This is a genomic window from Cytophagales bacterium (assembly GCA_019456305.1).
Classification (GTDB): domain Bacteria; phylum Bacteroidota; class Bacteroidia; order Cytophagales; family VRUD01; genus VRUD01.
Map to the genome: position 1 here is coordinate 1 of VRUD01000002.1, position 25,927 is coordinate 25,927.

General features: G+C 36.6%; 21 protein-coding genes. 6 read left to right on the forward strand and 15 right to left on the reverse strand.

The features are described from left to right. Positions 1-74: 74 nt before the first annotated feature. Together FVQ77_00515 and FVQ77_00520 are read right to left on the reverse strand one after the other, a co-directional pair. Positions 75-1,835, reverse strand: a complete 1,761-nt coding sequence (locus tag FVQ77_00515; GenBank protein MBW8048829.1) for an AarF/ABC1/UbiB kinase family protein — start codon at positions 1,833-1,835, stop codon at positions 75-77. A gap of 266 nt (positions 1,836-2,101) precedes the next feature. After that, a complete protein-coding gene (locus FVQ77_00520) occupies positions 2,102-2,428 on the reverse strand; it encodes a hypothetical protein (protein MBW8048830.1) in 327 nt (108 codons plus the stop codon). Positions 2,429-2,671: 243 nt separating this feature from the next. Here FVQ77_00520 and FVQ77_00525 point away from each other — a divergent pair, with 243 nt between their 5' ends. Continuing rightward, on the forward strand, positions 2,672-3,451 hold the full coding sequence (locus tag FVQ77_00525) for a hypothetical protein (GenBank protein MBW8048831.1): 780 nt from the start codon (positions 2,672-2,674) through the stop codon (positions 3,449-3,451). A 71-nt stretch (positions 3,452-3,522) separates the two neighbouring features. Here FVQ77_00525 and FVQ77_00530 read toward each other — a convergent pair whose 3' ends face one another. The 5 genes from FVQ77_00530 to FVQ77_00550 all read right to left on the reverse strand — a co-directional run bounded on the left by FVQ77_00530 (position 3,523) and on the right by FVQ77_00550 (position 11,980). Beyond that, positions 3,523-5,706, reverse strand: coding sequence for a S9 family peptidase (locus tag FVQ77_00530; protein MBW8048832.1), 2,184 nt, complete (start codon positions 5,704-5,706; stop codon positions 3,523-3,525). 620 nt (positions 5,707-6,326) lie between these two features. After that, complete coding sequence (locus FVQ77_00535; GenBank protein ID MBW8048833.1) at positions 6,327-6,572, reverse strand: hypothetical protein; 246 nt, start codon at positions 6,570-6,572, stop codon at positions 6,327-6,329. A gap of 35 nt (positions 6,573-6,607) precedes the next feature. After that, entirely contained in the window at positions 6,608-10,075 is a 3,468-nt protein-coding gene (locus FVQ77_00540) for an efflux RND transporter permease subunit (GenBank protein MBW8048834.1), read from the reverse strand. A 253-nt stretch (positions 10,076-10,328) separates the two neighbouring features. Further along, positions 10,329-11,639 (reverse strand): type II toxin-antitoxin system HipA family toxin, encoded by a 1,311-nt coding sequence (locus FVQ77_00545; GenBank protein ID MBW8048835.1) that lies wholly within the window; start codon positions 11,637-11,639, stop codon positions 10,329-10,331. After that, complete coding sequence (locus FVQ77_00550) at positions 11,636-11,980, reverse strand: helix-turn-helix domain-containing protein (protein MBW8048836.1); 345 nt, start codon at positions 11,978-11,980, stop codon at positions 11,636-11,638. Before FVQ77_00550 ends, FVQ77_00545 begins: the two co-directional genes overlap by 4 nt. Positions 11,981-12,884: 904 nt before the next feature. Between FVQ77_00550 and FVQ77_00555 the strand changes: the two genes are divergently transcribed. The 5 genes from FVQ77_00555 to FVQ77_00575 all read left to right on the forward strand — a co-directional run bounded on the left by FVQ77_00555 (position 12,885) and on the right by FVQ77_00575 (position 16,318). Next, positions 12,885-13,706 carry a Dam family site-specific DNA-(adenine-N6)-methyltransferase gene (locus tag FVQ77_00555; protein ID MBW8048837.1) on the forward strand — a complete coding sequence of 274 codons (822 nt, stop codon included), beginning with the start codon at positions 12,885-12,887 and terminating at the stop codon, positions 13,704-13,706. A 1-nt stretch (position 13,707) separates the two neighbouring features. Beyond that, entirely contained in the window at positions 13,708-14,151 is a 444-nt protein-coding gene (locus FVQ77_00560) for a hypothetical protein (protein MBW8048838.1), read from the forward strand. A gap of 12 nt (positions 14,152-14,163) precedes the next feature. After that, positions 14,164-15,303 (forward strand): DGQHR domain-containing protein, encoded by a 1,140-nt coding sequence (locus tag FVQ77_00565; GenBank protein ID MBW8048839.1) that lies wholly within the window; start codon positions 14,164-14,166, stop codon positions 15,301-15,303. An 89-nt stretch (positions 15,304-15,392) separates the two neighbouring features. Next, entirely contained in the window at positions 15,393-15,836 is a 444-nt protein-coding gene (locus FVQ77_00570) for an SRPBCC domain-containing protein (GenBank protein MBW8048840.1), read from the forward strand. A 53-nt stretch (positions 15,837-15,889) separates the two neighbouring features. After that, positions 15,890-16,318 (forward strand): helix-turn-helix domain-containing protein, encoded by a 429-nt coding sequence (locus tag FVQ77_00575; GenBank protein MBW8048841.1) that lies wholly within the window; start codon positions 15,890-15,892, stop codon positions 16,316-16,318. 383 nt (positions 16,319-16,701) lie between these two features. Here the strand turns inward: FVQ77_00575 and tnpA are convergent, their stop codons facing one another. The 8 genes from tnpA to FVQ77_00615 all read right to left on the reverse strand — a co-directional run bounded on the left by tnpA (position 16,702) and on the right by FVQ77_00615 (position 25,759). After that, positions 16,702-17,145, reverse strand: a complete 444-nt coding sequence (gene tnpA, locus FVQ77_00580; protein ID MBW8048842.1) for an IS200/IS605 family transposase — start codon at positions 17,143-17,145, stop codon at positions 16,702-16,704. Between the two features lie 133 nt (positions 17,146-17,278). Beyond that, complete coding sequence (locus FVQ77_00585) at positions 17,279-18,451, reverse strand: efflux RND transporter periplasmic adaptor subunit (protein ID MBW8048843.1); 1,173 nt, start codon at positions 18,449-18,451, stop codon at positions 17,279-17,281. 66 nt (positions 18,452-18,517) lie between these two features. After that, the gene (locus FVQ77_00590; GenBank protein MBW8048844.1) at positions 18,518-19,909 is read right to left on the reverse strand and encodes a TolC family protein; all 1,392 of its coding nucleotides are present in this window, start codon (positions 19,907-19,909) and stop codon (positions 18,518-18,520) included. A gap of 200 nt (positions 19,910-20,109) precedes the next feature. Continuing rightward, a complete protein-coding gene (locus FVQ77_00595; GenBank protein MBW8048845.1) occupies positions 20,110-22,404 on the reverse strand; it encodes a T9SS type A sorting domain-containing protein in 2,295 nt (764 codons plus the stop codon). A 155-nt stretch (positions 22,405-22,559) separates the two neighbouring features. Beyond that, positions 22,560-22,871 (reverse strand): hypothetical protein, encoded by a 312-nt coding sequence (locus FVQ77_00600; GenBank protein ID MBW8048846.1) that lies wholly within the window; start codon positions 22,869-22,871, stop codon positions 22,560-22,562. 72 nt (positions 22,872-22,943) lie between these two features. Then, the gene (locus tag FVQ77_00605; protein ID MBW8048847.1) at positions 22,944-24,491 is read right to left on the reverse strand and encodes a DUF1446 domain-containing protein; all 1,548 of its coding nucleotides are present in this window, start codon (positions 24,489-24,491) and stop codon (positions 22,944-22,946) included. 132 nt (positions 24,492-24,623) lie between these two features. Continuing rightward, on the reverse strand, positions 24,624-24,878 hold the full coding sequence (locus FVQ77_00610; protein ID MBW8048848.1) for a hypothetical protein: 255 nt from the start codon (positions 24,876-24,878) through the stop codon (positions 24,624-24,626). Positions 24,879-24,922: 44 nt separating this feature from the next. Then, positions 24,923-25,759 carry an alpha/beta hydrolase gene (locus FVQ77_00615; protein ID MBW8048849.1) on the reverse strand — a complete coding sequence of 279 codons (837 nt, stop codon included), beginning with the start codon at positions 25,757-25,759 and terminating at the stop codon, positions 24,923-24,925. Positions 25,760-25,927: the final 168 nt, after the last annotated feature.

Consider the following 25,927-nt stretch of genomic DNA (forward strand, 5'->3'; position numbering starts at 1 on the left):
AACCATCTTAACAATTGAACAATGAAATAATATATTTTATGATTACAATATTGCGTAATTAAATTGTTGCTACACTACCCACTCCCACTCCTCCACATAGAGATAAATAAAATCAAACCCAAAAACGCTGATAAACTAAATCCAATTATGCTAAGATAAGGAAGACCGTATGGGGTAGTAACTTCGGGGGCAAGATCAGCAGTCATAATTATTGAAGATGCTAAAACCAGGGCTGTGATAATGAAGGTAAGAATAAAGCGGTTTGTAACAGAATCGATCTTTTTAAGGAGCGGCTCATATCCTTTATATTGAACTTCAAAATTTAATTTTCCCTTCCTGACCTTTTTTAATATCTCGCTCATTTCATAAGGGAAGCTTCTGAAAAAATAATCAAATTGGGATATCCTGTCAATAATTTCATCAGAAATATTTTCTACCGAATATTGTTCCTGGAGTAATTTTGCCCCGTATGGTTTGATAAATTCATAGATATTCATATCGGGATGAACCGATTTGCCAATACCTTCCAGGATGGTCAGTGCACGCAATAGCAAAAAAATCCCTCCCGGCACCTTCATTTTGTAATCGTATATGATCTTCTGAAGACGGAGTATAAGCTCTGCCATGCTGCTTTCACTTACATCAAGCAGGCTGAAATCTTCAATGATCTCGTTCATATCGTTTTCAAAAACCTTTCTGTTGGTTATCTCATGTTCAATGGCAAGTCTTTGAAAATTATTGGCCATTTGCTTCGCATTTTGTTGGGCCATGCTTATAAATATTCCGGCAAAGGCATATTTATCCCGTTTTATCAGTTTGCCCGCCATTCCAAAATCAATAAGGCATATCACGCCATCTTTACGGATGATGATATTGCCGGGGTGGGGGTCAGCATGGAAAAAGCCGTGTTCAAAGATTTGAGTTAAATAAATGTTCATACCATTTTCAGCTATTTTTACCGGATCAAGCCCCCAGGCTTTTAATTGATCTATATCGGTGATCTTACAACCATCGGCAAATTCAGTTACCAAGACCTTGTCAGTAGAAAGTTCTTTAGTAGCTTTAGGCACATAGAACGTATCATTATCTTTATAATAATTTCTAAACTGCTCTACATTTCGCGCTTCATTATTGTAATCAAGCTCTTTTTGAAGGTTTTTTTCAAAAGTATCAATGATATCATCCAGGTTGGTAATACCGTTTTTTTCAAAATAATTTTTACCCCGCCTAACTATTTCTTTAAGAATTGAAATATCGGTATTTATGAGCTCTTTAACCCCGGGGCGCTGCACTTTAACAGCAACCTCTCCCGAAGTACGAAGTACGAATGACGAAGTACGAAATTCATCATTCGTACTTCGTGCTTCGTCATTCGTACTTTCAAATCCTCCCTTTAATTTTGCACGGTGTACCTGTCCTATAGAGGCAGAACCAAGAGGCTTTTCGTCAAATCTCTCAAAAAGGTCATTGATATTTTTCCCCGTCTCTTTTTCAATAATAGCCTTTACTTCGCTGAATGCAAAAGGAGGGACCTTATCCTGAAGTTTTTCAAATTCCCTGATCAAAGGCTCAGGAAGCATATCGGGCCGGTTGCTAAGTATCTGTGCAAGCTTAATAAAAGTAGCCCCCAGCTCTTCAAAAACCATCCTGATCCGTTCCCAGCGGGTGTACTCAAATACAAGTTTATCCTGTCTTTTCCATTGTTGCCTTCTTTTCTTTGGGACCAGCTTTCTTAAAGCCGTGTTGATAACAACATCTTCAAATCCATACTTGAGCAGAACCTGGATGATCTTACGTATGCGTTTGATGTTTTTGAATGTTTGGATAGATATCATTTGAATTTACGATTAGTATAGGGCATCTCTAAAAACCCAAAAATAAATCTTTACCGCAAAGACGCAAAGACGCAAAGACGCAAAGTATTTATTTAGTTGGCATTTATTATTTTTATTCTTTGCGTCTTAGCCCCGAGTACTCGGGGGTGAAAAAAACTAGTTTTTAGAGGTCCCCTATAGATATAATTCCGCCAAAGTTATAAAAAAAAATGCCAAGCCTGCATAAACAAGACCTGGCATTTAATTTTCACACACTGATAAAGCTTTTAATTTAAAACCGGAACTTTTGTTTTAGTTTTAGCTAATTCGTTTTCTAATTTTTCAATTCTTGCTTTCAGGTCTGATACCTCATCCCTTTTAAGAAAATCGAATTTTGATACAACGCTCTCAACTACATTGTTGAGCTTGGTCTCAAACTCATTCTTTTTAGCTTCAGTGTTTTTGAAGAAATCCTCAACGATTTTTTTACCTTCGCTGTCAGAAATTTTTCCTTTTTCAACGAGGGGTTTAATGGTTTCTTCAATTTTCTCTACGGTTACAGAAGCTAATCCAACTCCTGCGTAGATTACGTTTTTAAAAAAGTCATTTTCCATGATTAAAAAAATTTAAAGGTTAATGATTAATAATTAATGTTTGTTCGTTAGTCAACATCTATGCCAGAGCGGAGCGTAGCGTAAATCCCGATATATCGGGAGCGGTTTTTGGTAAATTTGGTACAAATTACTGCAATTATGGCAGGGACACATCCTTTTTACTGCTAAAATGGCAGGTTTTGGTGGATTTATATGGTACTTAAAGAGGTTACTTTGGTATAGTATTTGTTCAATAATCACAATATGAGCAAAATTTTAAATGCTAGTCTAACAGCAACAATTCTTTTCTTTTTTCCGTGCACAAATGAGATTACTGGAAAAATCAGGATCGGGCTTAAAGTAGATCATATTTTAGTAGTGTCGGGTGTAATTACAGAGAAAGAAGAAATATGGAATCGGCGCTCGAATACAAAAATGGGAAGACCGGATAAATTAATAGGGATTAATTTAAAACTAAAAATTATCACCCTAAAAGAAGGGAGCTTGCCGGTAAATACAAATGAGATAGACATTGCCATTACAAATCAAAAGTTATTGGCTACGAACAGCCTGGCAGAAGGTGATACAGCGATATTCTATTTAAACAGCATAAATAACCAATACCGATTAGTGGATTTTAAGGAATTAAAGAAAAAAATTAATGAGAGAAAAAATAAACCTTCACACGTTGATACGGTTAAACAACCTGTATTCGAAAAGAATATCAGCAAAACAGATACACCCCTCACAGAACAAGATATTACACAATGGTTGGAAACCCCGGATAATATACCCGGCCGGTTGATACGAATATCTAATAAGCTTAAGCAAGAGGTACTTCAAAAAATCGCCAAAAAATATCAATTGAAGAATGCAAAGGTAGTCACGCTGGTTAGCCACCAGGGGCCTACACCCCCATTCGGTGGATATGTTCATTGGGGCGTTACCGGAACGATTAAAGGTATATGGTACATTTGGCAACCGGGTAGAGAAGGCCTGCGCCAAGGCAAAGAGCTAATTGATCCTAAAAGGCATCAGAAATAGAAATGTCCTCCTTTACTGCAACCAATTGTGAACAAATCTAACAGGGTCAACGCCCCATGCTCCAAGCGCTATTACTCCCACATATCAAACAAAGTCAGGATAAAGGCATGCCTGAAAGCCACTTCTTTGTAATAATTATACCTTCCCGAAACACCTCCGTGTCCGGAAGATAATTGTATTTTTAAGAGCAGTTTATTATTATCTGTTTTCATGTCCCGGAGTTTGGCTACCATTTTTGCAGGTTCCCAATAGCTGACCTGTTCATCTGTCATGCCGCTGAGGAAAAGCATATTTGGATAATCCCGGGCTTTTACATTTTCATACGGTGAATAAGACAGCATGTAATCAAAATAATCTTTTTCATTAGGATTACCCCATTCTTCATATTCCTGGGTTGTGAGAGGCATAGTGGAGTCAAGCATGGTATTGATAACATCCACAAAAGGTACATTTAAAATTACTGCCTTGAATAGATCCGGCCTCATGTTAACTACAGCTCCGACTAATAAACCTCCTGCACTGCCGCCTTTTGCCACAATAAAACCTTTGGAAGTGTAATTTTCTTTTATCAAATGTTCAGCACAGGCTATAAAATCGGTAAACGTATTTTTTTTCTTCAATAACTTACCATCTTTATACCATTGTCTGCCCAAATCACTCCCACCTCTTACGTGTGCAATGGCATAGATGAAACCTCTTTCCAAAAAGTTTAACCTTAAAGTACTGAAATTCGGGAAAGAACTTGAGCCGTAGGCTCCATACCCCTCTAAGAGAACAGGATTTTTCCCATTTTTTTCCAGCCCTTTTTTATATACAATTGAAATCGGGATTTTACTCCCGTCATCAGCAGAAGCCCAAAGTCTTTCAGATTGATATTGTGCCGGATCGTATCCTCCCAAAACTTCCTCTCTTTTTAATAATTTCTGCTCCTTTTTCTCCATATTATATTCATATATGGAGTAAGGTATAGTCAGTGATACATAGGTATAACGTAAACTTTTTGTATTGAAATCAGGATTGATACCAGGATAAGCATCATAGGTCTCTTCTTCAAAGGGAATATAGTATTCTTCCGAAGAGCTCCAACTAATAATTCTTATTTTATATATTCCCCTGTGATTTTCTGTAAGCACCAAATAATCCCTGAAGATCTCCACTTCTTCAATCATTACTTTTTCTCTGTGAGGAATAATTTCTTTCCAATTTTCTAAAGAAGGCGTGTTGATATTGGTTTCCATCAGTTTAAAATTGATGGCGTCTTTATCAGTCAGGATACAGAATTTATTTTGATGATGATACACGTAATACAGATGCCCTTTTTCTCTTGGATGAATGAGTACTAACTCAGCATTTGGCGTGTGGGCGTCCAAATACCAATATTCGCTTTGCTCCGAGCTTTCTGAATTTATAAAAATGTATTTTTCAGATTTAGACTTTGTCAAATAAAGATCATAGAGAGGGTCTTTTTCGTGAAATATTAGTTGATCTTTGCTATGGCTTGTTCCAAGAATATGCTTATAGATTTTAAAGCTTCTATTCGTAATGCTGTCCTCAATCGAATAAAATAAGATTTGATCATTTACCCAAACAAGTGAGCTCACAGCCTTAAGTGTATCCGGCAGCATGCTGCCGGTTTGGAGATCTTTAAAATAAACATCCAATTCAAAATTGCCTGTTTTGTCCACATAATATGCCATAATCTGGTCGTTGGGGCTGATATTGTGTCCATAGACTCCATAGAATTTATATTTTTTAATGATCTCATTGACATCTAAAAGAACTTCTTCTTCGTTTTTCAATGATCCCTTGCGAGCCAGGGGTTGGATTAAGTGTGGGAGCGAAGCAATCTCCTTATAAAAGGTACTGTCTTTATTTTTAAGAAATTGCTTCGCTCCATCCCTTTTCCTGCAATATATAGAATAATTTAACCCTTTTTCTGTCTTGGAATAATACCAATAGTCCCTAAGCTTATAAGGAACACTCATGTCTGTTTGCTTAATTCTGCTTAAGATCTCCTCATACAATTTTTTCTGGAATTGGGTGGTGGGTTTCATTACTGCCTCCGTATAGGCGTTTTCGGCTTTGATATATTTCATCACTTCAGGATCACTCCTGCCTTTTAGCCAATGGTAGTTATCTACCAGCGCTACGCCATGCATCGTGTCTGTTTTCACAACCTTTTTTGCGACAGGCGGTACAACGTTATTTTGAGCTGAAAGTGTCAAAGCAAAAAAAGTAACATGTATTAAAGAAATATATTTATTTAGTTTTCTCAATGGGTCTTATTTTAATTTTTAGCTTATTTTATTACTCACCTTCTTCTTTTGAGTTCTGTTTTATAAAATTTATAAGTAAAGAAAAGAATAACAATTACTATAAGAAAATACAGAATATTACTTCCGCCATATTTATATAAATTCTTATATTTGTCACTGATTATTAATAATAAGGTTGAAGTGCCTACTATAAAGCCAATTGTGATTAACGACCTTGTAAGAATATATCCCAATGAGTATAATGATGAGTTCTTATTTGAAGGTAGCTTATATAATAGCTTTTTCCACCCTTCCTTATCTCGGAAATGATAAATACCAATAAACTCTTTCACAGTCGTCTCCTGTGAAATTCCTTCAGTATAAACTCCTCGGAAGCAATAATTATATAGCAAGTAAATTACTAAGCTGAGCGCAAGTAATTGGATAATTCCAGCGGAAAAGTAATTAATATTTAATAGATTAACCAGAATGTTCGTTTCTTTCGATAGGTCTGGTGTATACCAGTATGTGGTAAAGAAATCAAAGCATCTACTAATAATTAGCAGAAATGTAAGCAGAATAAATTTGTTGAGTGAATATTTCTTTTTATTTCGCATTTATTATATAATTTGCCGACTGACGACTGCCAACTGCCAACTGCATTTCCATATTCCCTTATTCCCAGCAAATTCATCGGATGACCCAAACGCACAACCTGGAGAGTCATCCGATGATAACCACCCCTTGTCATAGTCATTGTCATTGTCATTGTCTATTGTCATATTGTCTACTGCCAACTGCCGACTGCCGACTGCCGACTGCCAACTGCCAACTGCCAACTTAATGTTGAAACTTTGGATTTTCATTAACGAATATTTTTGACATTATAGACAGACACTAATTATGCCCTTCTCAACCGGTACTCCAATTTATTCAACAAGAAATACATCGCAGGAACAACCACCAACGTCAGGAAGGTAGCAAAGGTTAGCCCGAAAATGACTGTCCATGACATGGGCCCCCAGAAGATGACATTGTCACCTCCAAAATAGATCTGCGGATTGTATTCAGAAAATAATGTAAAGAAGTTTATGTTCATGCCGGTAGCCAAAGGCAGCAAACCCAATACAGTGGTAATGGCAGTTAATACAACGGGCCTTAACCTTTTCTGACCTCCTTCTATGATGCATTTCTTCAACTCTTTCAAAGGCAGCCTTTCATTTTCACCCAAATCTAAAGCCTTTACTTTTCTTGCTATGACTAAGTTAGTATAATCAATCAATACGATCACATTATTTACCACTACCCCTGCCAGCGATATCAATCCGATCATGGTCATAATAATGATAAAATCCATCTGAAAGATGATGAGACCCAGCAAAACGCCTATCATGCTTAATACTACGGACGCCATGATAATGAATGGCGTTCCCACGGAATTGAACTTGGCAACAATAATGAGGAAAATCAGGAAAACAGCCATCATTAAAGCAGAGCTCAGGAATGACATCTCTTTTGCCTGTTCTTCTTGCTGGCCGGTAAACTTAACCTGGAATTCTTCAGGCAGGTCATAGTTATTCATTATGTTTTTAATATTTGCAACTACCTCGTTGGCATTATAACCATCCAATACATTAGAGGCTATCGTTACCACTCTGTCTAAGTCTTTTCTCTTTATCGAGCCGTATGTAGAACTGTTATAAGAGGAAGCTATAGAAGAGATGGGAATCTGGACAATTTTGCCATTGGATTGATCTCTGAAAGTTACTCTTTGATTCATCAGCACCTCGGCATCATTTCTGTATTTTTCATCTAACCTTAGTTGTATCGGATAGTCATCTTTTCCCTGTTTGAATTTTGAAATTTCTGATCCAAAAAGCGCTGTTCTGAGTTCATTGGCAATTTGCGAGGTGGATATGCCGAATCTTCTTGCTTTTTCCCTGTCTATATTGACAGTAAGTTCAGGTTTGCCCAGCTCCAGGTCTGTTTTCAGCTCTTCAATACCGGCAATATACGCTTCATTGATGAACCTCATTATATCCTGGGATAAGACGATAAGCTTTTCATAATTTTCTCCGATGACTTCAATATTTATAGCTTTTCCTACAGGCGGGCCGGCAACATCTTTATCAACCGTAATTTGTACACCCGGAAACCCCCTCAGGCCTTCCCTTATTTCCTCCATAACAGCACTGGAAAGTATCCCACGCCTGTATTGAAAATCTACAAATGAAACTGTGATCCTTGCTTTATGGGGTGTGATACCCATAGAATAACCCTCCATCGGGTCACTGGTTCCTTCTCCAACCTGAGCAATGATAGACTTTACAAGAAAATTATCGATCGCCTGGATTCCATTAATCTTTGTGGTATCATTGTATTTATCCATTAAGTCGATCACTATGTTTTCGATCTTTTTGGTGAATTTGTTGGTGGCTTCTATATCTGCTCCAATGGGCTTCTCAATAAAAATATTTACATAATGGGGTTGGTTGATGGGAAAAAATTCAACTTTAGGTGTAAATAGCCACATAAGAAAAAATGAAAAAAACAATAGAAAAAATGTTCCGGCAAGGAATACAACAGGTTTTCTTCCGTCTAATGCAAAAGTTAAAAATCGTTGGTAGCCACGTTCCAGCTTTGGTATCGAATTTGCCCGAAACCAAACGGACGCAGGCGTAAGAACCCACCTGTTTAAGCTGATGATCAGCCCCAGCGCTATTAACACATTGCCGAAAGTTGTTGCTTTTAAAAGCACGAATAACAAGCCAACACCAATTAAACCGAAAGTGATAATGTTAATTCTTCTCTTGTTGACTATTACTTCTTCCACTCTCATAAAGTTAGCAGTCAACACGGGGTTAATAACCAAAGCAATAAAAAGCGAAGACCCCAAGACGATCATCAAAGTCATCGGTAAATACCACATAAATTCACCCATCATGCCGGGCCATAAAGCAAGAGGAAGAAAGGCTGCCAGCGTTGTAGCTGTTGAAGCAATAATCGGCCAGGCTACTTCTCCCACTCCTTCTTTTGCTGCCTGGATTGGAGGCACGCCATCATCCATTAAGCGATAAATGTTTTCTACAACCACGATCCCATTATCCACCAACATTCCCAGGGCAAGGATCAAAGAAAAAAGGACGATAAAGTTCAATGTCACGTCTGTAAACCCCAGGATCATGAATGCCATGAACATGGATAGCGGGATAGCAATTCCCACGAACAAAGCGTTTCTTAACCCTAAAAAAAACAATAACACCAATACGACTAAGATAACCCCAAATAAAATGCTATTCTCCAGGTTATCAAGCTGGTTCCGGGTTTGGTCGGATTGATCGTTGGTAATGGAAATAATAAGATTTGCGGGCAATATTATTTGCTTTGCATGCTCCAGGATATTCATAATTTGCTCGGATGTAATGAGTAGGTTTTCTCCTCCACGTTTCACTATATCCAACATTACCACAGGTAACTTGAATTCCCTTGCATAGCTTTGTCTTTCTTCATAACCAAAGGTGATCGTTGCTATGTCTCTCAGGTAAACAATGTTTCCTTTTTCATGCTTTACTATTACATCTTCCATTTCCGAAGGATGCTTGAATTCACCTATGATCCTGATGGTCCTTTGCAAATTGTCTTTTTTAATATTTCCCCCGGATAATGTCCGGTTCTCACCTGCTATTGCGTCAGCGATATTTTTGAAATTAACTTTTAATGACTCCATCTTATGAACATCAACATCAATTTTTACTTCTTTGTCCATCACTCCCCTGATGTCAACTTTTGAGATCTCGGGTAATTTCTCTATTTCATCTTCCAGGTACTCTGCATATTCTTTTAGTTTGTCCATACTGTAATCACCGGACAGGTTGATATTCATAATGGGAAATTCAGAGAAATTAAGCTCAAAAATATTGGGTTCTTTATCAAGGTCTGTCGGAAGGTCTTTTTTGGCTTTATCAACAGCATCTTTGACCTTTCTCAGCGCTTCTTCAACCTCTACATCACTTTCAAATTTTATCACTATTGTAGAATAATCCTGCATAGAAGTAGAGGTGATCTTATCAACTCCTGTTACTGTATTTAATTCTTTCTCAATAGGACGGGTGACTAAATTCTCTATATCCAAAGGAGAGTTACCCGGATAGGGGGTACCGACATATATTTCTGCGATCACAATTTCCGGAAAGCTTTCTTTGGGCATGGAAATGTATGATAGCAAGCCCATTACGAAAATAATAATGGTCAGAACAAATACCGTTGATTTATTATTGACAGATAAGCTTGATAAGGCGAACTCTTTTTTTACCCCGATTTTATCGGGATTTCGCTTTCGCTCAACTTTTTTGTTTTGAGGTTTTTCCATGTTTCAAAAATAAATCTTATCATTTACGCCTCGTTTCAACGATTGGTGTATGGTGCGTTTTAATGTACTATACACATTGTTGTTTGCCGTGTTTTTATTATATTTAATAGACCTAATTAGTGTCTGTCTATAAAGTGCTTATTTCTCGCAAAGTCGCAAAGCTCGCAAAGAAAAACTTGGCGTTCTTGGCGTCTTTGCGAGAAAACAACATTGGGCAAATAGAAAATATTCTGACTTTAAAGACAGACACTAATTAGAACTTTAAAGCAACCAGGGTCTTAGTAATAGATTCCTTCAAACCTGTAGAAACTTTTACTCTATCTGCATATTTCGGCCAATTGCAAACTGTTTCTTTAATTTCTTCAATTATTTTCTTTCCTTTTTTGATATTATTTGCATTTGCTATTGTCATAAGGTCAGATTTATTAATCTCCTTATGTTTTCCATTAATACTTAATGTGTGTTGACTCACCCAAACGTTTGTTGGGTCATAAGAGTAACACACGTCATAAGCAGGGGATAACTCCCATCTGCCGTTTTGCTTAAGTCTGAAAGAAAAATTTTTGCTATGATCATCATAGTTGGTTGCCATTACATTAAACACCATTCTTCGAAACATTTGCTCTGCCTCTGGATATGTCATCTTTAGTGTTCTCATGGTTTGAAAAAGCTGCTCATAGCTATACCCATATAAATTGTTGTAATCAAAATGTTGAATTCCACAAAAAGTTTGTACATGATGTTTTATGTTATTTCTTTCTCTGTCAAATCTCTTTGTCATGAAATGAGCACGACCATTTTCTTCTAATAGTTCACAGTCCATCATTTGAATGTTACAATCTATCGCCATTAAATAATATGTATATTCTACTCTCCCAAATCCATGACTTGTACCAAATTGTGTATCACTTACTCCATCTAATTTTAGCAACCAGTGTTCGAAACCTTTGGGAGCTATGGTTTGGCCAGATCTTACTTCTCCAGTGTTTTTATTAAAGGTAATTACCACCTTAGGCCTTACTCCTCCAGCAGATGTTCCAATCTTCAATATCTCTCTCATTGCTTTCTGTTCATCACCGTGCAGGTTTACTTCAAAATCCTCACGGATAGATAATGCTTTTTGAGTAACCTTGACTAAGCTCTTTATTTCGATAGCAAAGGTTTGTTTGCTTTTTTTTAATTGGGCGGGTTCAAATTCTAACGCACCCATTCCTCTTGTTCCGATAAAGCATAATTGTTCCACTGGATTCATGCTGTTAGGTGGTCTTCCATTTTGAGCTAGCCAAACATTAATTAATTGATTTCCATATTTGTCAGGTAAAGAGTCTGCCAGCAAACCAGGCAATCCTTTAAATGTGGCTGTTTGTTCATCTTTTGCTTTGCGTAACTCAAGAAACCTATAAATACGATCCCCGTTTTTTATAGGCATTTTAATTGGTGACAAGTCGTTACCTTTTGTCAAAAACGTTTTATCATACTGAAAATTGGCCAATTGTTCAGCTTCATCCCAATGTACGGCTCCCACTAATTCGCCCCATATTTTTACTTCTGCAACGTCTATCATCCTAATTCTTCATTTGAATTTTTGTTCTTATTACGTGCACGTTGTCTTTTATTCTTTTGAAGTTTGGCATATTCGATTGGGCTGATCTCATTACTAACCTTAAATACATCCATAATATGTAATAAATCTAATACTCTTAAAACCTGTATTAAACTACTTAAAGATGTTTTCTCACCTCGTTCCAAAAGACTAAGGGTAGAGCGACTTATTCCAGCAGCTTCCGCTACATTGCTTTGCGATTTATTTTGATTCAACCTATGATGTTGAACAAAACGCCCTATTGTTTCTATTAAAGCTTTATCACTCATTGACAGCCAGTCTATGTATGAAATATTATTCATAAAGCTATTATTTTGTTGTTATTGCATGAATATCCATGCAAATATAACATTAATTTTCGAGTATGCAAATTATTTATGAATGATTTTTCATTCACAAATAAGAAAACTCCCGCTTATTGCATGATTATTCACTCAGAGATGATTTGCTATTCTTTTGTTTTACATGGCATACAACGAGGTGTAAAATCCATAATAATTCAGCATTAACCGTTTTAATCAACGAAAACTAATACTTCAAAAATGTAAAATTAGAAAAATTACGGTAAATACTGCAAAATTAAATTTTATGTAAAAAGAATATCACCAAAATTTGTTTTTTATTTCAGATATTTTTTTTTACCTTCACGGATTATTGTAATATTTTTCGTTAATTTAAATAATATTAATATAATGAGACAATTACAGTAGAGGCGTCCATAATTGGATATGTCCAAACAGGTTCAAAACAAGTCTGGAGTGACAGTTATAATTCATGGGAAACCGTTTACTCTTATGATAAAGGTACCTACCTGACAAAAAGTATTTTGACCATTTAACTAATAGTACCGATATTTTTAACTTGCGAAATTTAGGAACATATTGTTCTATGTTTAAAGGTTTTATTAATTATTATTCCGACAAGCACCCTGATAAGATTTTAGAACAGGAGCTAAAACAATATTTATTGTATCTGATAACAAAAAAAGGGTTAGAAAATATTATAAGTCCATTGGATAACTTAGAAATTGAATAATTTTGAAATAATTTGGAAAAATTAACAGGAAAAAGTTAAAAGTAAACACAGGATAAATTGGAATACCCACCCAATATGGACGAATATACCAAATTTTTTCCAACACATAGGTCAATATAAACCAAATATTTGGTTTATACATTCGTTGAGCACAATTAGAAGTAAAAAAAAATGAACGATTCAATCAAAATAAAACCATTTATAAGGTGGGCAGGAGGTAAACAAAATTTAATTAAAGAAATTAATCTACATTTACCAAAGAAAAGAATAAACAAATACTTTGAGCCTTTTTTAGGAGCTGGTTCTGTTTTTTTCTCAAATTCGTTTGATGATCCATATCTGTCTGATATTAATGCATCATTAATTCATGCCTATCTTGCAATTAAGAATAACCCAAACTTATTATCTAAATATATAGAGGAATATAGGGTAAAGGTTTGCCAAAAGTTTTATTATCAAATTAGAGAGGATTTTAATAACAATATAAATAGCACTTCAATAAAGCAGGCTGCAAGATTTATTTTTTTAATTCATACTTCTTTTAATGGGATATATAGGGTCAATAAACAAGGTAAATATAATGTTCCTTTTGGAAAAAGTAAACCCGCACTTCCATCGCTTAGACAAATGATATATACCAGCGAGAAACTAAAAAATGCAAATATTACAGTTAGCTCTTTCGGAACTATTATTCATAAAACAAATCATAACGATTTTGTATATCTTGATCCACCATATCCTCCTTTAAATGGCACGTCCTCATTTCAACATTATACAATGGATAAATTTCCACAAGCCAAACAAGAAAAACTTGCAGAATTTGCAAAAGAATTAAATAATAAGGGCGTACTTGTAGCAATTTCAAATGCTGATATACAAAATATTAGAGATATGTACAAAACATGGAATATTTTTCAATTTGAAACTACACGGTATATTTCATGTAAGGCAAAAAGACATAAAGTACAAGAAATCATAATTAAAAATTACTAATATGAACCATAAGGAGACAATAGTATTTTGTATTGTACACTTATTTGGGAGTTTACTTCCAATTATTATTGCAATTCTATATTATTTAGCAACAAATCAATGGAGCGGGTGGAATGTATTCTATCAGGAAGGACAGTTTTTTATATATAGCGCTGCACTATTGACTGCATCTGCATACATTTTCTATACATTTAAAATTAAGAATTCTGATTTTCATTCAATACTATTTTGGTTTTCATCTTTTTTAATTGTGTTTGCTTCACTATTCTATTCTTTTAATATTGCTGGCATTTTTGAAAACCTGCCTTTTAAAAAGTATTCTTCAATAGCTTTTTTCGGTATAACTCTTTTGATCTATTATAAGGCAAATTATACAAATCAGAAAAGGACAGATGTCATAGGAGAGGACCATGATAATACACGTAGATTAATGAACAGATTATAAATTATTTGAACGATGAAACCTGAAGATCAAAAAATAAATATAAAGTGTTTTAAAGTTATGCAACCGTTAGGAGAATTTTATATTGGTGTAATAAACCACGAAGATTTAATCAAAATTTCATATGCTGATATTAGGAGATTAGAAACGGGTAATGAACAAAGAGAAGTTGAAGTCTATACTGGAATACAGAGACCTTTGTCTAAAAACAGAGTTAAAGAAATAGGTAAATATGTTAATCTTGTTGACGCCACTTTTCCTACAAGTGTAATATTACATATTGAATCTACCGATATTGAATTCAATGAGAAAGAATCTATTTTGCTCGTTCCATTTCGTGATAACGTAGCGAAAGTTATAGATGGTCAACACCGTATTGCTGGATTAGAAGATTTTAGTATGGGTGGTGATTCTTTTCAGATAAACGTTACAATTTTTGTTGGGATGGAACTAGAGGATCAGGCAATTGTATTTGCAACAATCAATAAAACCCAAACAAAAGTTAATAAATCTCTTGTAGCAGATTTGTTTTCATTTGCCAAACACCGTAGTCCACAGAAAACAGCCCACTCTATAACACGAGCACTTAATCAAAAAGAAGGTAGTCCATTTTACAAAAAGATTAAGATATTAGGAACCGCTAATGATAAAGAAAAGGAAACCATAACACAAGCAACATTTTCTGAAAGTCTAATAAAGTTCTTTTCAAAAGATCAAATGGAAGATCGTGATATTTATAAACGAGGGAAAAAACCAGAAAAATTTGAAGGTAAGGAATTAATAAGTAGACCATTTAGGAACATTTTTATTGATGAAGAAGATTGGAAAATTGCCAAAATCATATGGAACTACTTTGATGCTGTTAATGAAAGATGGCCTAATGCATGGACACAAGTAAAACAAGAAATGATATTGAATAAATCCACTGGATTTGTTTCTTTAATGAGATTCTTAAAAGATGCATATTTATATTTCGATAGAATCGGGGAAATTATCGAAAAGGATGATTTTTTAACTCTCTTAAATAGAATAGAAATTTTGGAGAGTGATTTTAATAGAGAAAATTACATTCCTGGATCAGGAGGTCAATCAAAACTTTATAAGGAATTATTAGAATCAAGTGGAATAAAACTAACTGTGCTCAACAATGGCTAAAAATCATAGCTGCCCTGCGGGACAGCAACACTTTTTAGCCCGGACGTTGTGCTTCATTCAAAAATTAATAACTATAAAAATGAAATCTTATGAAAAAAACAGATGAACCTATTGTTGTAGAACAAATCTATGACACATCCATAGAAAATGTTTGGGATGCGATAACTGTACTTGATAAAATGAAACAATGGTTTTTTGACAACATTGCATCTTTTGAGCCTGTAGTGGGTTTTGAAACACGTTTTGTTGTTCAGGTAGAAGATAGAATATTTCCACATTTATGGAAATTGACAGAGGTAGTACCAAAGAAGAAAATAACTTACGATTGGAGATATGAAGGATTTCCCGGCAGTTCAATTGTGGTTTTTGCACTAACAGAGAAGGGTAATCAGACAAAATTAAGATTGACCTACACAGTTGTTGAGAATTTTCCTGACAATATTCCTGAATTCACAAGAGAAAGTGGTATTGAAGGCTGGAATTATTTTATTAAAAAAAGCCTTAAACAATACTTGGAAGAAAGTGAGAAATAAAAGCACGAAAGCACAACATCGTATAAAAAGAAATAGCCGCACGAGGCCTCGCTATGGCCGAAGCTAAATCTTTTATACTAAGCGTTGTGTTAGGCAATGCCTTTCAAAAGAAAACTCAAAAGACACCGAAACAGGAAATTGAAAAAGCACTTAAAATAATGGAGGAATACAAAAATGAAAAAAAAGCAAATAAAAACATCACCACATTGGATGAAATCCTTGACAACAAATACGGAAAGCGAGGAGTATCTAAACGTGAAAAATGGGAACAAGAGTTTGAAGCATTTCGACTTGGGGTTTTACTTGAAGAAGCAAGAACTAAACTTGGCATGACTCAAGAGGATCTTGCAAAAAAATGCGGGACAAACAAATCATACATCTCTCGAATAGAGAACAATGCATCGGACATCAGGCTTTCAACATTGATGAAAATTATTCAGCAAGGACTTGGTGGACACCTAAAACTGACACTTCAACTTTGACAATCAAAAAGAAGGCACATAGCGGTAACAAAGTGTATAAAATATAGGGCTGACAATGGTTTCAGAGAGTTTAGTGTCAAAGTATTTTAATATACCGGTAGAGAAATTAAGCAGCTGGCAGAGAAGAGAAGCAAGCAGAGCGAAAGGACCTTGGTAAAAATAATTCGGAAATGCTATATACAGAAGCCCTAAAGCCCGGCATGATGGATTTATTGAAAGGTTTGTGTTCAATCAATGCAACTGAACAATTTGCATTGATTCAACACGCTTCAAGACCACTTTTTGAGGTTTTTCCATAGTTCAAAAATAAATCTTATCATTTACACCTCGTTTCAACGAGGTGTTAAATCCATAATAATTCAGCATTAACCGTTTTAACGGTTTTAATCATCATACCATACTAATCCATAATTTTCCACAAAACCCCTATACTCTTCCAAAAATGTCATCTTTTTATGATGTTCTTCCTGATTGGCAATATATTCTGCAACTTTTGCTACAATGGAATGTGATACAGAAAAAGCGCCATAACCTCTACCCCATGAGAATTTATTCGGGATTATATCATTTTGGTTTATCCAGAAAGATAATTCACCTTTCAATAGTTTAGCAACATCTTCAATTGAATATTTTGTGGGTAAATCGATAAGAGAATGGACATGATCTGCATTTACATAATTAATTTTCATATAAATATCTTTCTCCTTAGCATTTTCGCTTAAATGAGCTGATACCATTTTTCTGGCTTCCCTACCTAAAACCTTTTGTCGATTTTTAGTAGCCCAAATTATATGAAGCCAGCAACGGGAGTAAGAATGTAATGACATAGTTTATCTGATTTTTTGAGTTTTGAAAAACCGTTAAAACGGTTATGGGTTAAATTATTTTTCCATTACCCCTTGATAAATCAAGGGGTTAATAAAAAGTAATTGCTATATTAGTTATTATTATCTTTTATGCCTAATTCTTCACCACAACAATTTCCCTGTCCGTAACACTCCTGGAGCCTTCAGTTATTAATTCTTCACTGCCATCTAATCCTTTTTTCACCATAGTTTGACCTTTGTATGACAGACCCGATTCTACGAAAACTTTTTTAGCACGGCTTTTAGCCCCATCCTTGTCGATGATAAATACATACTCAGACCCTCCTGCATCCGCAAGAATATATGCGTTTGGAACGGATACTACAGAATCTTTTTCAAAGTCTTTTATTTTGATCACAGCCAGTAAATTAGGCTTATATAAATTGCCCGGATTCTCCAGATTGATCTTTATTTTAAATGTTCGATTATTGGGGTTAATGAAATTTCCGACCTGGGTGATCGTGGCATCTACTTCTTCATCCAGGGATGGGAATTGCACAAGCACTTCAGCGCCTTTTTTTACGGCTTTGATGTATTTTTCCGAAACATCTGATTTAATATACACCCTGGAAAGATCCACTAACCTGATAACAGGCATGGCAGGTGAAGCCAATTCTCCTGTTTTAGGGTTGATCTCATCAATGATCCCATTTGCCGGAGCCTTGATGGTTGCCTTGTCAAGCTGCGAACGGAGTGTTTTTAATTTATTTTCCAGAGATTCCTTTTTATTTTTTGCTTCAAGGTATTGTAATTCCGAACCGATTTTCTGATCCCAAAGCCTTTGCTGCCTTTTAAACAAATCGTTGGCAAGTTCTGATTGAGTTTTTACTTCATTGATGTTTTGCCAGATAACATCGGTGGCAAGAACGATCAAAGTCTGGCCGGAGCTGACACGTTGCCCCTCTGTTACCTTGATCTGCTTTACAATACCGGGTATTTCGGGAGTTATTAAAATATTTTTATCTGCCTCTACAACTCCCTGCACCTCAAAGAAATGCCAAAAAGTTTCTCTTGTGAGTTTTTTTGTAGATACTACACGTTCTCTTTTATTATTCCCTGATGCTGTATCTAATTCGGTGATCTCTTCATTGAACTCTTTGATCCTGATATTTAGTTCATCAACTACAGCTTGACAAGAATCCCGAAGCCTGATCTTTTCAGCAAGTTCCTCACCAGAATGCTTGCAGGAATTATAAAAGCCTATGATGAAGGCAATTATCACAAAAGGGATTAATTTAAAATATATATTAGTTTTTATATACATCATTTATATACAAGTTGGCAGTTGGCAATGGGCAGTATGCAGTATGCAGTATGCCGACTGCCGACTTTTTCAGTAGTTATTTAACGCCTTATCAAGTTTGCTTTTTGATTTCAATAATTCAAAAATGGAACTGTAATAATTTCCTTGTGTTGTAAGGTGTTGGTTATTGGCAACTGTGACATCTGTACTGCTTGCCATTCCTTCCTTATGCATAACAATTGTTTTGTCAAGGATCTTTTTCGCCAATTTCATATTTTTTCCTTCTATATTGCTTTGAGTGTAGGCAGTGTAGTACTCAATCTGTGCGTTACCTGCCTGCATCCGGAGGTTTTGTTCCATTTGTGTTCTCTGGTTTTTGATCTTTTCTAATTCAAGCCTTGCCTGCCTTATCCTTGAGGATTGTCCGTAACTATCGAATATGGGTATGCTCACATTGATACCCCAAATAGTAGTAGGATACCAATCCGGAAATTCCAGGCTATTGCTGAAGGTGTTCTGAGAATGGGTCGCAAAGGCCCCTAAAGTTGGCATCCTGGCAAACTTCTCCTTTTTCAGATTTAGAGCCATAAGAGATTCCTGAGTCTTAACTAACATAAAATCAATATGATTTTCCACATCCAGCTCCTTCATTAATTGTTGTTTCCCCGCAGAGTCTCCTGCAGGGAATTCTTCGGGTTCCAAAGTTTCATTATCTATTCCGGAGAGAAGGCCTTTAAGACTGTCTTTTAATGTGATAGGTTGGTCAACATCAATACCCATCTGAAACTTTAAGAGCCGGTAACTCATCATAACCTGCCCTTTAACTTTAGTAAGGGAGTTGAAAAGGTTGGACAAGGTCAATTCAAGCTGCTCTACTTCAATTTCATCCACAAATCCATTCTTATTTAATACTTTGGTCTCGTCCAGTATTGATTTTATATTTTCATGATTTCGGGTTAATATCCTCTCATTTTCTTCTGCCACCAGTACCATGTAATATGTTTGAGAAACAAGGTCTTTCACCTCAATTTGACTTTTTATCAGACTGTTCATAGAAAGTTTTAAGTAAACCTTCGCAGCTTGCAAACCAACTATGTATGTACCATCAAATAATAATTGCCTGGCAGTAATTTTAGCATAAGCATTATTGCTCGTACCAAATTTTACAGGTACCAGCAGATCAGCAGGAGCTTGCCGGTCAAATGCGTTGGCGGGTATTACCTGGGTAGGGATATCAATAAAATTTTGGTAATTGATCTCACCATTTAATTGCGGAAAACCCGTTGCGGTTACTTCTTTTACTTTACTTTTGGATATTCCGGCATCCAATGCAGCATTTTTAATTGTATGATTATTTTTAACCGCATAGATCAGCGCTTCCTCTAAAGAAAATGACATTTTGCTTTCCTCCTGTGCATATATGATATTACAGATAGAAAGCGCAACTAATAAAAAGTAGCCTATTTTGAAATTATTCTTCATCTTATATTTATTTGCACCTTTTCTGAAGGGAGATTTGCTATATTGCCTCCCACTTTGTCCCAAATTTCGTAAAATATTTTTATCTCTTTTTTAGTTAATCCTTTTATATTATAAATCCAAATTTTTTTGTGAAACTTAGTGTCTTGGTGGCTTTGTGGCAGGTTTTTCAAAGGTTTCTTACCATTTATCTGGTAAGTGCTCTATCTCACTAGAATAAGCTTATTTGCTCTTACAAACTGATCAGTTTGGAGCCGGTAGAAATACACACCACCCGGAAGCAATTTTCCCTCCTCATTCCGTCCATCCCACAGAACTGTATATTGCCCTGCGGGTTTTTGCACTTCCACCAAACGCCTGACTGGCTGGCCAAGCTGGTTGTAAATGGTGATGGTAACCAAACCGGCTTTTTTTAATGAATAATTGATCTTTGTTTCGGTGTTAAAAGGGTTTGGGAAAACTTTGAACCGCGGATCATCAGTTATGTCTGCTATTCCCACTACAGATGCTACATTAATAAACACGAATGCCTTTCCACAACACTGGAATAATGTTCCAGTATCACAAACTTCATAAGCAATAGTATCTATTCCGGTAAAAGTTGAATCCGGAGTGTATTGTATGTTGTCCCCACCCAAAATATTTGCAGTACCATTATTTGGTCCTGTAAGTATGGAAGTTGTTAAAGGGTATCCTTCCCGGTCAATATCATTTGACTGTACATCTATCACAATCGAAACCGCTGAATCTGTTGTAACAATATCATTATTTGCAATATTGCCAAGCAGAAGTGAATCTAATACAATTAATTTACCTGTGTAACCATGCACAGTATGAACAATATCGTAAGTTCCGGTATTGGTGGGTGTGAACGTAAACATTTTAACTTCACCTGGCAGCACATTACCTTGAGCAGGTGGAACAGGTGCCGTTAGCCAGGGATCAATGCTCACCCAATGCGTATCGTCAAGGCTGATGTTGTAGATTGTAAGGGGAATGTTTTTCAGGGCACGAATTACAGGAGGGAAATTTTGCTGTTGAGCGTTGCTGTGAATCAGTGAAACTTTATGCTGTCCCATCTGGAGCACCAAAGAATCTACCGCTTTTGCATTTTCAACAATCACAACATCTCCTGTAAACGCGTGTCCGAGGTTCTTGATCTGATATGTTCCGGTATCTGTGGGCGTGAACTGTACAGTCAGGATTTGTCCCGGAAGCAGAAAATAGGTAGAAGTGATCCAGGGCAGGATGCTCACGCCATTGATGTGTTCACCCATATCGCTTGTCATTAAGAGCTGTAAAGGTTGTCCGACAGGTGAGATAACGGGATCAGGAGAGTAATCAAAATCAAAATAGACCCTTTGAATCACTGATAGAACGTTCACGCATGCCTGGGGCGGGGTTTGGTTAAGAAGGATTGTCACCGAATTGCCACCAGTGTTGGTCACTGCAAGATCAGGCCGCCCATCGCTGTTGAAATCACCTGATAGAAGGGCCTTTGGAACCAAACCAACAGTAAAAGTTTCCGCTACGGCAAAACCACCTGTGCCATCTCCGAGCAGCACTACCACGTTATGATTGACTGCATCAGTAACTGCCAGATCATTATTACCATCACCATCAAAATCTTCTATGACCACTGCAATCGGACCGCTTCCTGCCACATAAGAGCTGCTTGTAAACCCTCCCAACCCATCGGCAAAAAACACTGTCACTGTACTATCCAGCACATTAGCCACTGCAATATCAACGATACCGTCCATATTTATATCACCTAATGCGATATCTTTTGGTGAATTGCCAACAGGAAATGCAGATTCAATATTAAATGCACCTGTACCATCCCCGGAAAGTATCACCAACGAATCGCCAAGATCATTCCCAACTGCTAAGTCAATGATGGTATCGGTATTAAACCAGCCTGCTGCAATCGGCACAGGGCCGTTGCCCGTATAAAAATCACCAACTTTTACAAAACTCCCCAAGCTATCCCCCAGAAAAACGGTGATGTTATCATCACTACGATTGGTAACTGCCAGGTCAGGATAATCGTCTGCATTGAAGTTAGCAACTGCAATCCAGCGAGGCCCTAAGCCGGTTGCATAGAAAGTTGGGGGGAGAAAACCTCCGGCACTATCTGCTAAAAACACGGCTATCGTGTTGCTGTCTTTATTGGCAGTAACTACATCCAAAACACCATCTCCATTAAAATCGTTAGTGGCAATATTGTGGGGTCCTTTATGGATGGTAGCGATACTATCCTGCAGTATGAAAGTACCTGAACCATCTCCATAGATCAGCGAAATGTTAGAACCCAGCATGTTTGCAACAGCCAGGTCAGCATTGCCGTCCTGGTTCAACTCTATCAAAACTGCAGAGCGAGGACCCAGGCCAGCCGGTATGGTTGTGGATGAAAATTGCAATACCTGAGCTTCTGTGAAAAGTGGTGTGATTGAAAATACGACCAGTAATTCAATCTTATTAATTAAATGTTTCATGACTGATAAAAATTAATTGAAATTATAATATATGATAGAATTGATTTTCATCTCTGATTTTTTTTCTTATCAAATTTTTATATAAATATTAAATTATGACATGCAAATAAATATAAATTACTTGTAATTCACAAATATTTGTAATTCGTAATAATTTATACGTCTATTTCAATCCTCAGCAAATGGCTTGCAAAATTTTTCCCCAGCGTATCCATCCGCAATGACCTGGATCCACCCCCATCCAGGGCTTTATGACATACAAAGTTAATGGCTTCTATTACCGGCCATTCATAACGAAACACTTTACCTTTTATGAGTCCTTTAAAATGTTCCTTAACCTTTTCGGAGGTGAGCTGTTTCTTGATAATTTCATAATGTTCCGGAGATTTTGCAAGCACGCCTATATTGCAAATATCGTTTTTGTCTCCGGATCTGGCGCTGGCGATTTTAAGTAATTTAACTTTCATCTGTCTAAATCAATGATTAGTTCTAATACGCATAGTACATAGCGTAGAACGTTTATTACCATGCGCTATGCGCTAAGTTTTCAAAATTTCAACCTTTTCCTCAACCAATTCCCTTGGAATCAGCGTTGGCCATAAACTCAGCAAAGTCCTATTTGTCTTACCCCAGCCGGGCATACTGTTCATACCCGGAGGACCGTTTAATGCCAGGCATACAATGGATTGCATCGCTATTTTCCCAACTTTAGGCTCCTGATGTTTTATCACAAGTCGTACCCCAATTTCATTTAAGTCTTCCTTTTCTTTGTCTGTTGGTATGGGCGCTGCACTTCCGTGAATACCGTTTATTCCGATAAAGGAATATTCAAACCGTTCAATTTTTGCTGGGTTCCGGACACTGCCTGCCTGCCGAAACCTTGGCGCAGGCAGGGATACTGGACCCGCCTGCCATAGGCCTTTGGCGGGCAGGTGTCGGTTACTACTACTGCTACTGCCACTTTCACCTTTCCTACCGTTTGTGTTTTCTAATAGATGTAAATCACTCCAAATTTTCTCTACGGCTTTGATGAACATTTGTGCTTTTTTGTAAGCATAGGGCCAGGAAAAGAAGAAAAATTGTTCACTTACATATCCTTCCATCAACCCGATGGTCATTTTTAAAAGTTCAGGCCTTGGTTTACCTTTAACTCCTGAAAATCGTACTTTGTTTTTATCAATATCTTCAATTTTGACTTCTGTCAGATCTACTATTACGTCAGGAGTAATGTAATTGGCCGGGTCGTGAATTTCATAAATCAACTGCTCTCTTAAAGTATTTCTTGAAACTTTGCCACCCTGGCTTTCTAATTTTGTGAAAATTGCAGAGCCATCTTCCGAAACTTCTGCAATCGGATAACCCAGGTTGCTAATTTTATAATCCATGGGCCATTCAGCATAAGAATTTCCCCCGGATGCCTGTCCACCACATTCCAGTAAGTGCCCGATGGCGATACCACTGGCGAGAAGCCCCCCCGAGGGGGGGGAATTATTATCAAAATCCAATTTCCATCCAAAATGATGTATCAATATTCCCAATGTTAAGCAAGGATCGGCAACTCTGCCAGCCAAAATAATATCAGCTCCCTTGTCAAGCGCTTTGGCAATAGTTGATGCACCGAGATATACGTTCGCATGTGTAGGCTGATATGGAGAAGATGAAAGAGGTTCACCTGAATCCATATTTTCTAGTTTATACCCGTTATTTTGCAATTGCTTTAACTTAGGGAAAAAATCATCACCGGAAATCGTTGCGATCTTTAAACCTACAACGCCTTGTTTTTGGAGTATGGCAGCAACTTTTTTTGCAGCGCTCTCTGGATTGAGGCCTCCGGAGTTCGTAACTATTTTAATCCCATTTTTATAAGCTAACGGGAACAGGTTGGTTGCCATTAACTCAATATCTCTTGCATATCCCAGATTGGGGTCTTTTAACCTGTCTTTTTGGAGAATAGACAGGGTCAATTCTGCCAAAGCATCATGTACTACATAATCTGCTGCTTTTTCTTTAACTATAGCCATGGCAGCCGTGCTGCTGTCACCGTAAAAACCCTGGCCGGCTGCGATTCTGATAGGTGATTTGGTCATGGTTTCAAGATGTAAGGTAATAAGGAAATAAAGGTATTGAGGTATAATTTAATTACATTGGAGATAACTATTGCGGGTCTCAACTTCGCCCTTTGGGGTTTATCTGAAAAAGGATATTTGACTGTAATAATATCACCTTGTTTGTACATCTGATCTGTTTTTCAAAAATTCATCCCAATGGTCGTTTTTAGGGTTTTCCCAAATATCTCCAAAAGACTCATTTGCCATTGCTGATAGTTCATCTGCAATAGTAGTGTGTTGGTTGTTTAAATGCTCTTTCAATATTGGCTTTTGAGCAGTTTCCTGCTTTATTTTAGCCAAAAACTTAACCCTTTCAATAGTGGGTAAAGTATTGTAAAGTTTAAGTAAATTTGATGCTGTTTCCATTATCTTAATAATAATTAATTTTGCAAATATAATAAAAAATTTAGTTATTTTGTTAAAAACGCTTTCACATCTCTTGCAGATTGCCCTGGGATCTCTTCCATTGGTATATGCCCCACTTCTTCATAGACGATCAGCTCAGCATTTGGAAGCTCATTCTTAAAACGATGGGCATGTTCAAGAGGTATCCATTTGTCTTCCGCACCCCATAGAATGAGCGCTGGGGATTTTATATTTTTTATGTCTTCCTCATTTCTTTCAAATTTTGTATTGGCTATGGAGATAAAAGCATCACGGTTGCCATCCATTAAAAACAGGTCTTGATAACGATCAATGATCTGGTCTGTTATCTTTGTTTGGTCACAGTAAACCTCTTTTAAGAATCTTTCAACCATATTACGCGGAGTTATATATTTAATGAGTTTATTTAAAAAAGGTGTTTGTGCCATTTTAAAAGGCAGTGGAAAATCTTTTCTTTCAATATATCCTGCTGAACCAATCAATATCATTTTACGGATACTTGCAGGATATTCCAGGACAAATTCCCAGGCAATCCACCCGCCTAATGAGCTGCCTGCGATGTCACATTGCTCTATGCCAAGGTTTTGAAGAAATGTGTGCAGGCATGACATATAAGTATCTCTTGTGTAGTCAGTAGCAGCAGTTGATCCGGTCAATCCAAAACCGGGAAGATCAAGTCTGATAATCCTGTAATCTTTGGCTAATGCATGAGCCCAGTCATCAAAAGTGTGGAGTGAAGAAAATGCTCCGTGAAGTAGTAATAAGGGAAACCCTTCCCCCTCGTCACGGTAATGCACCTGTATCCCATCAATATCCATAAACCTGGAATGTTCATTGATGTATTTTTCTTTGAGTTTTTCCATATACTAATATCCGATGCAAATATACGAATTTATACTAATGACACGAATAGGGTATAATGCTAATATACTAATTAAATATAAAATACTTAAAATGCCTAAAATTTATGCCACAAAAACTCTAAAATCACTAAACCCCCACACCAAAATATACAATTTTATATTTACATT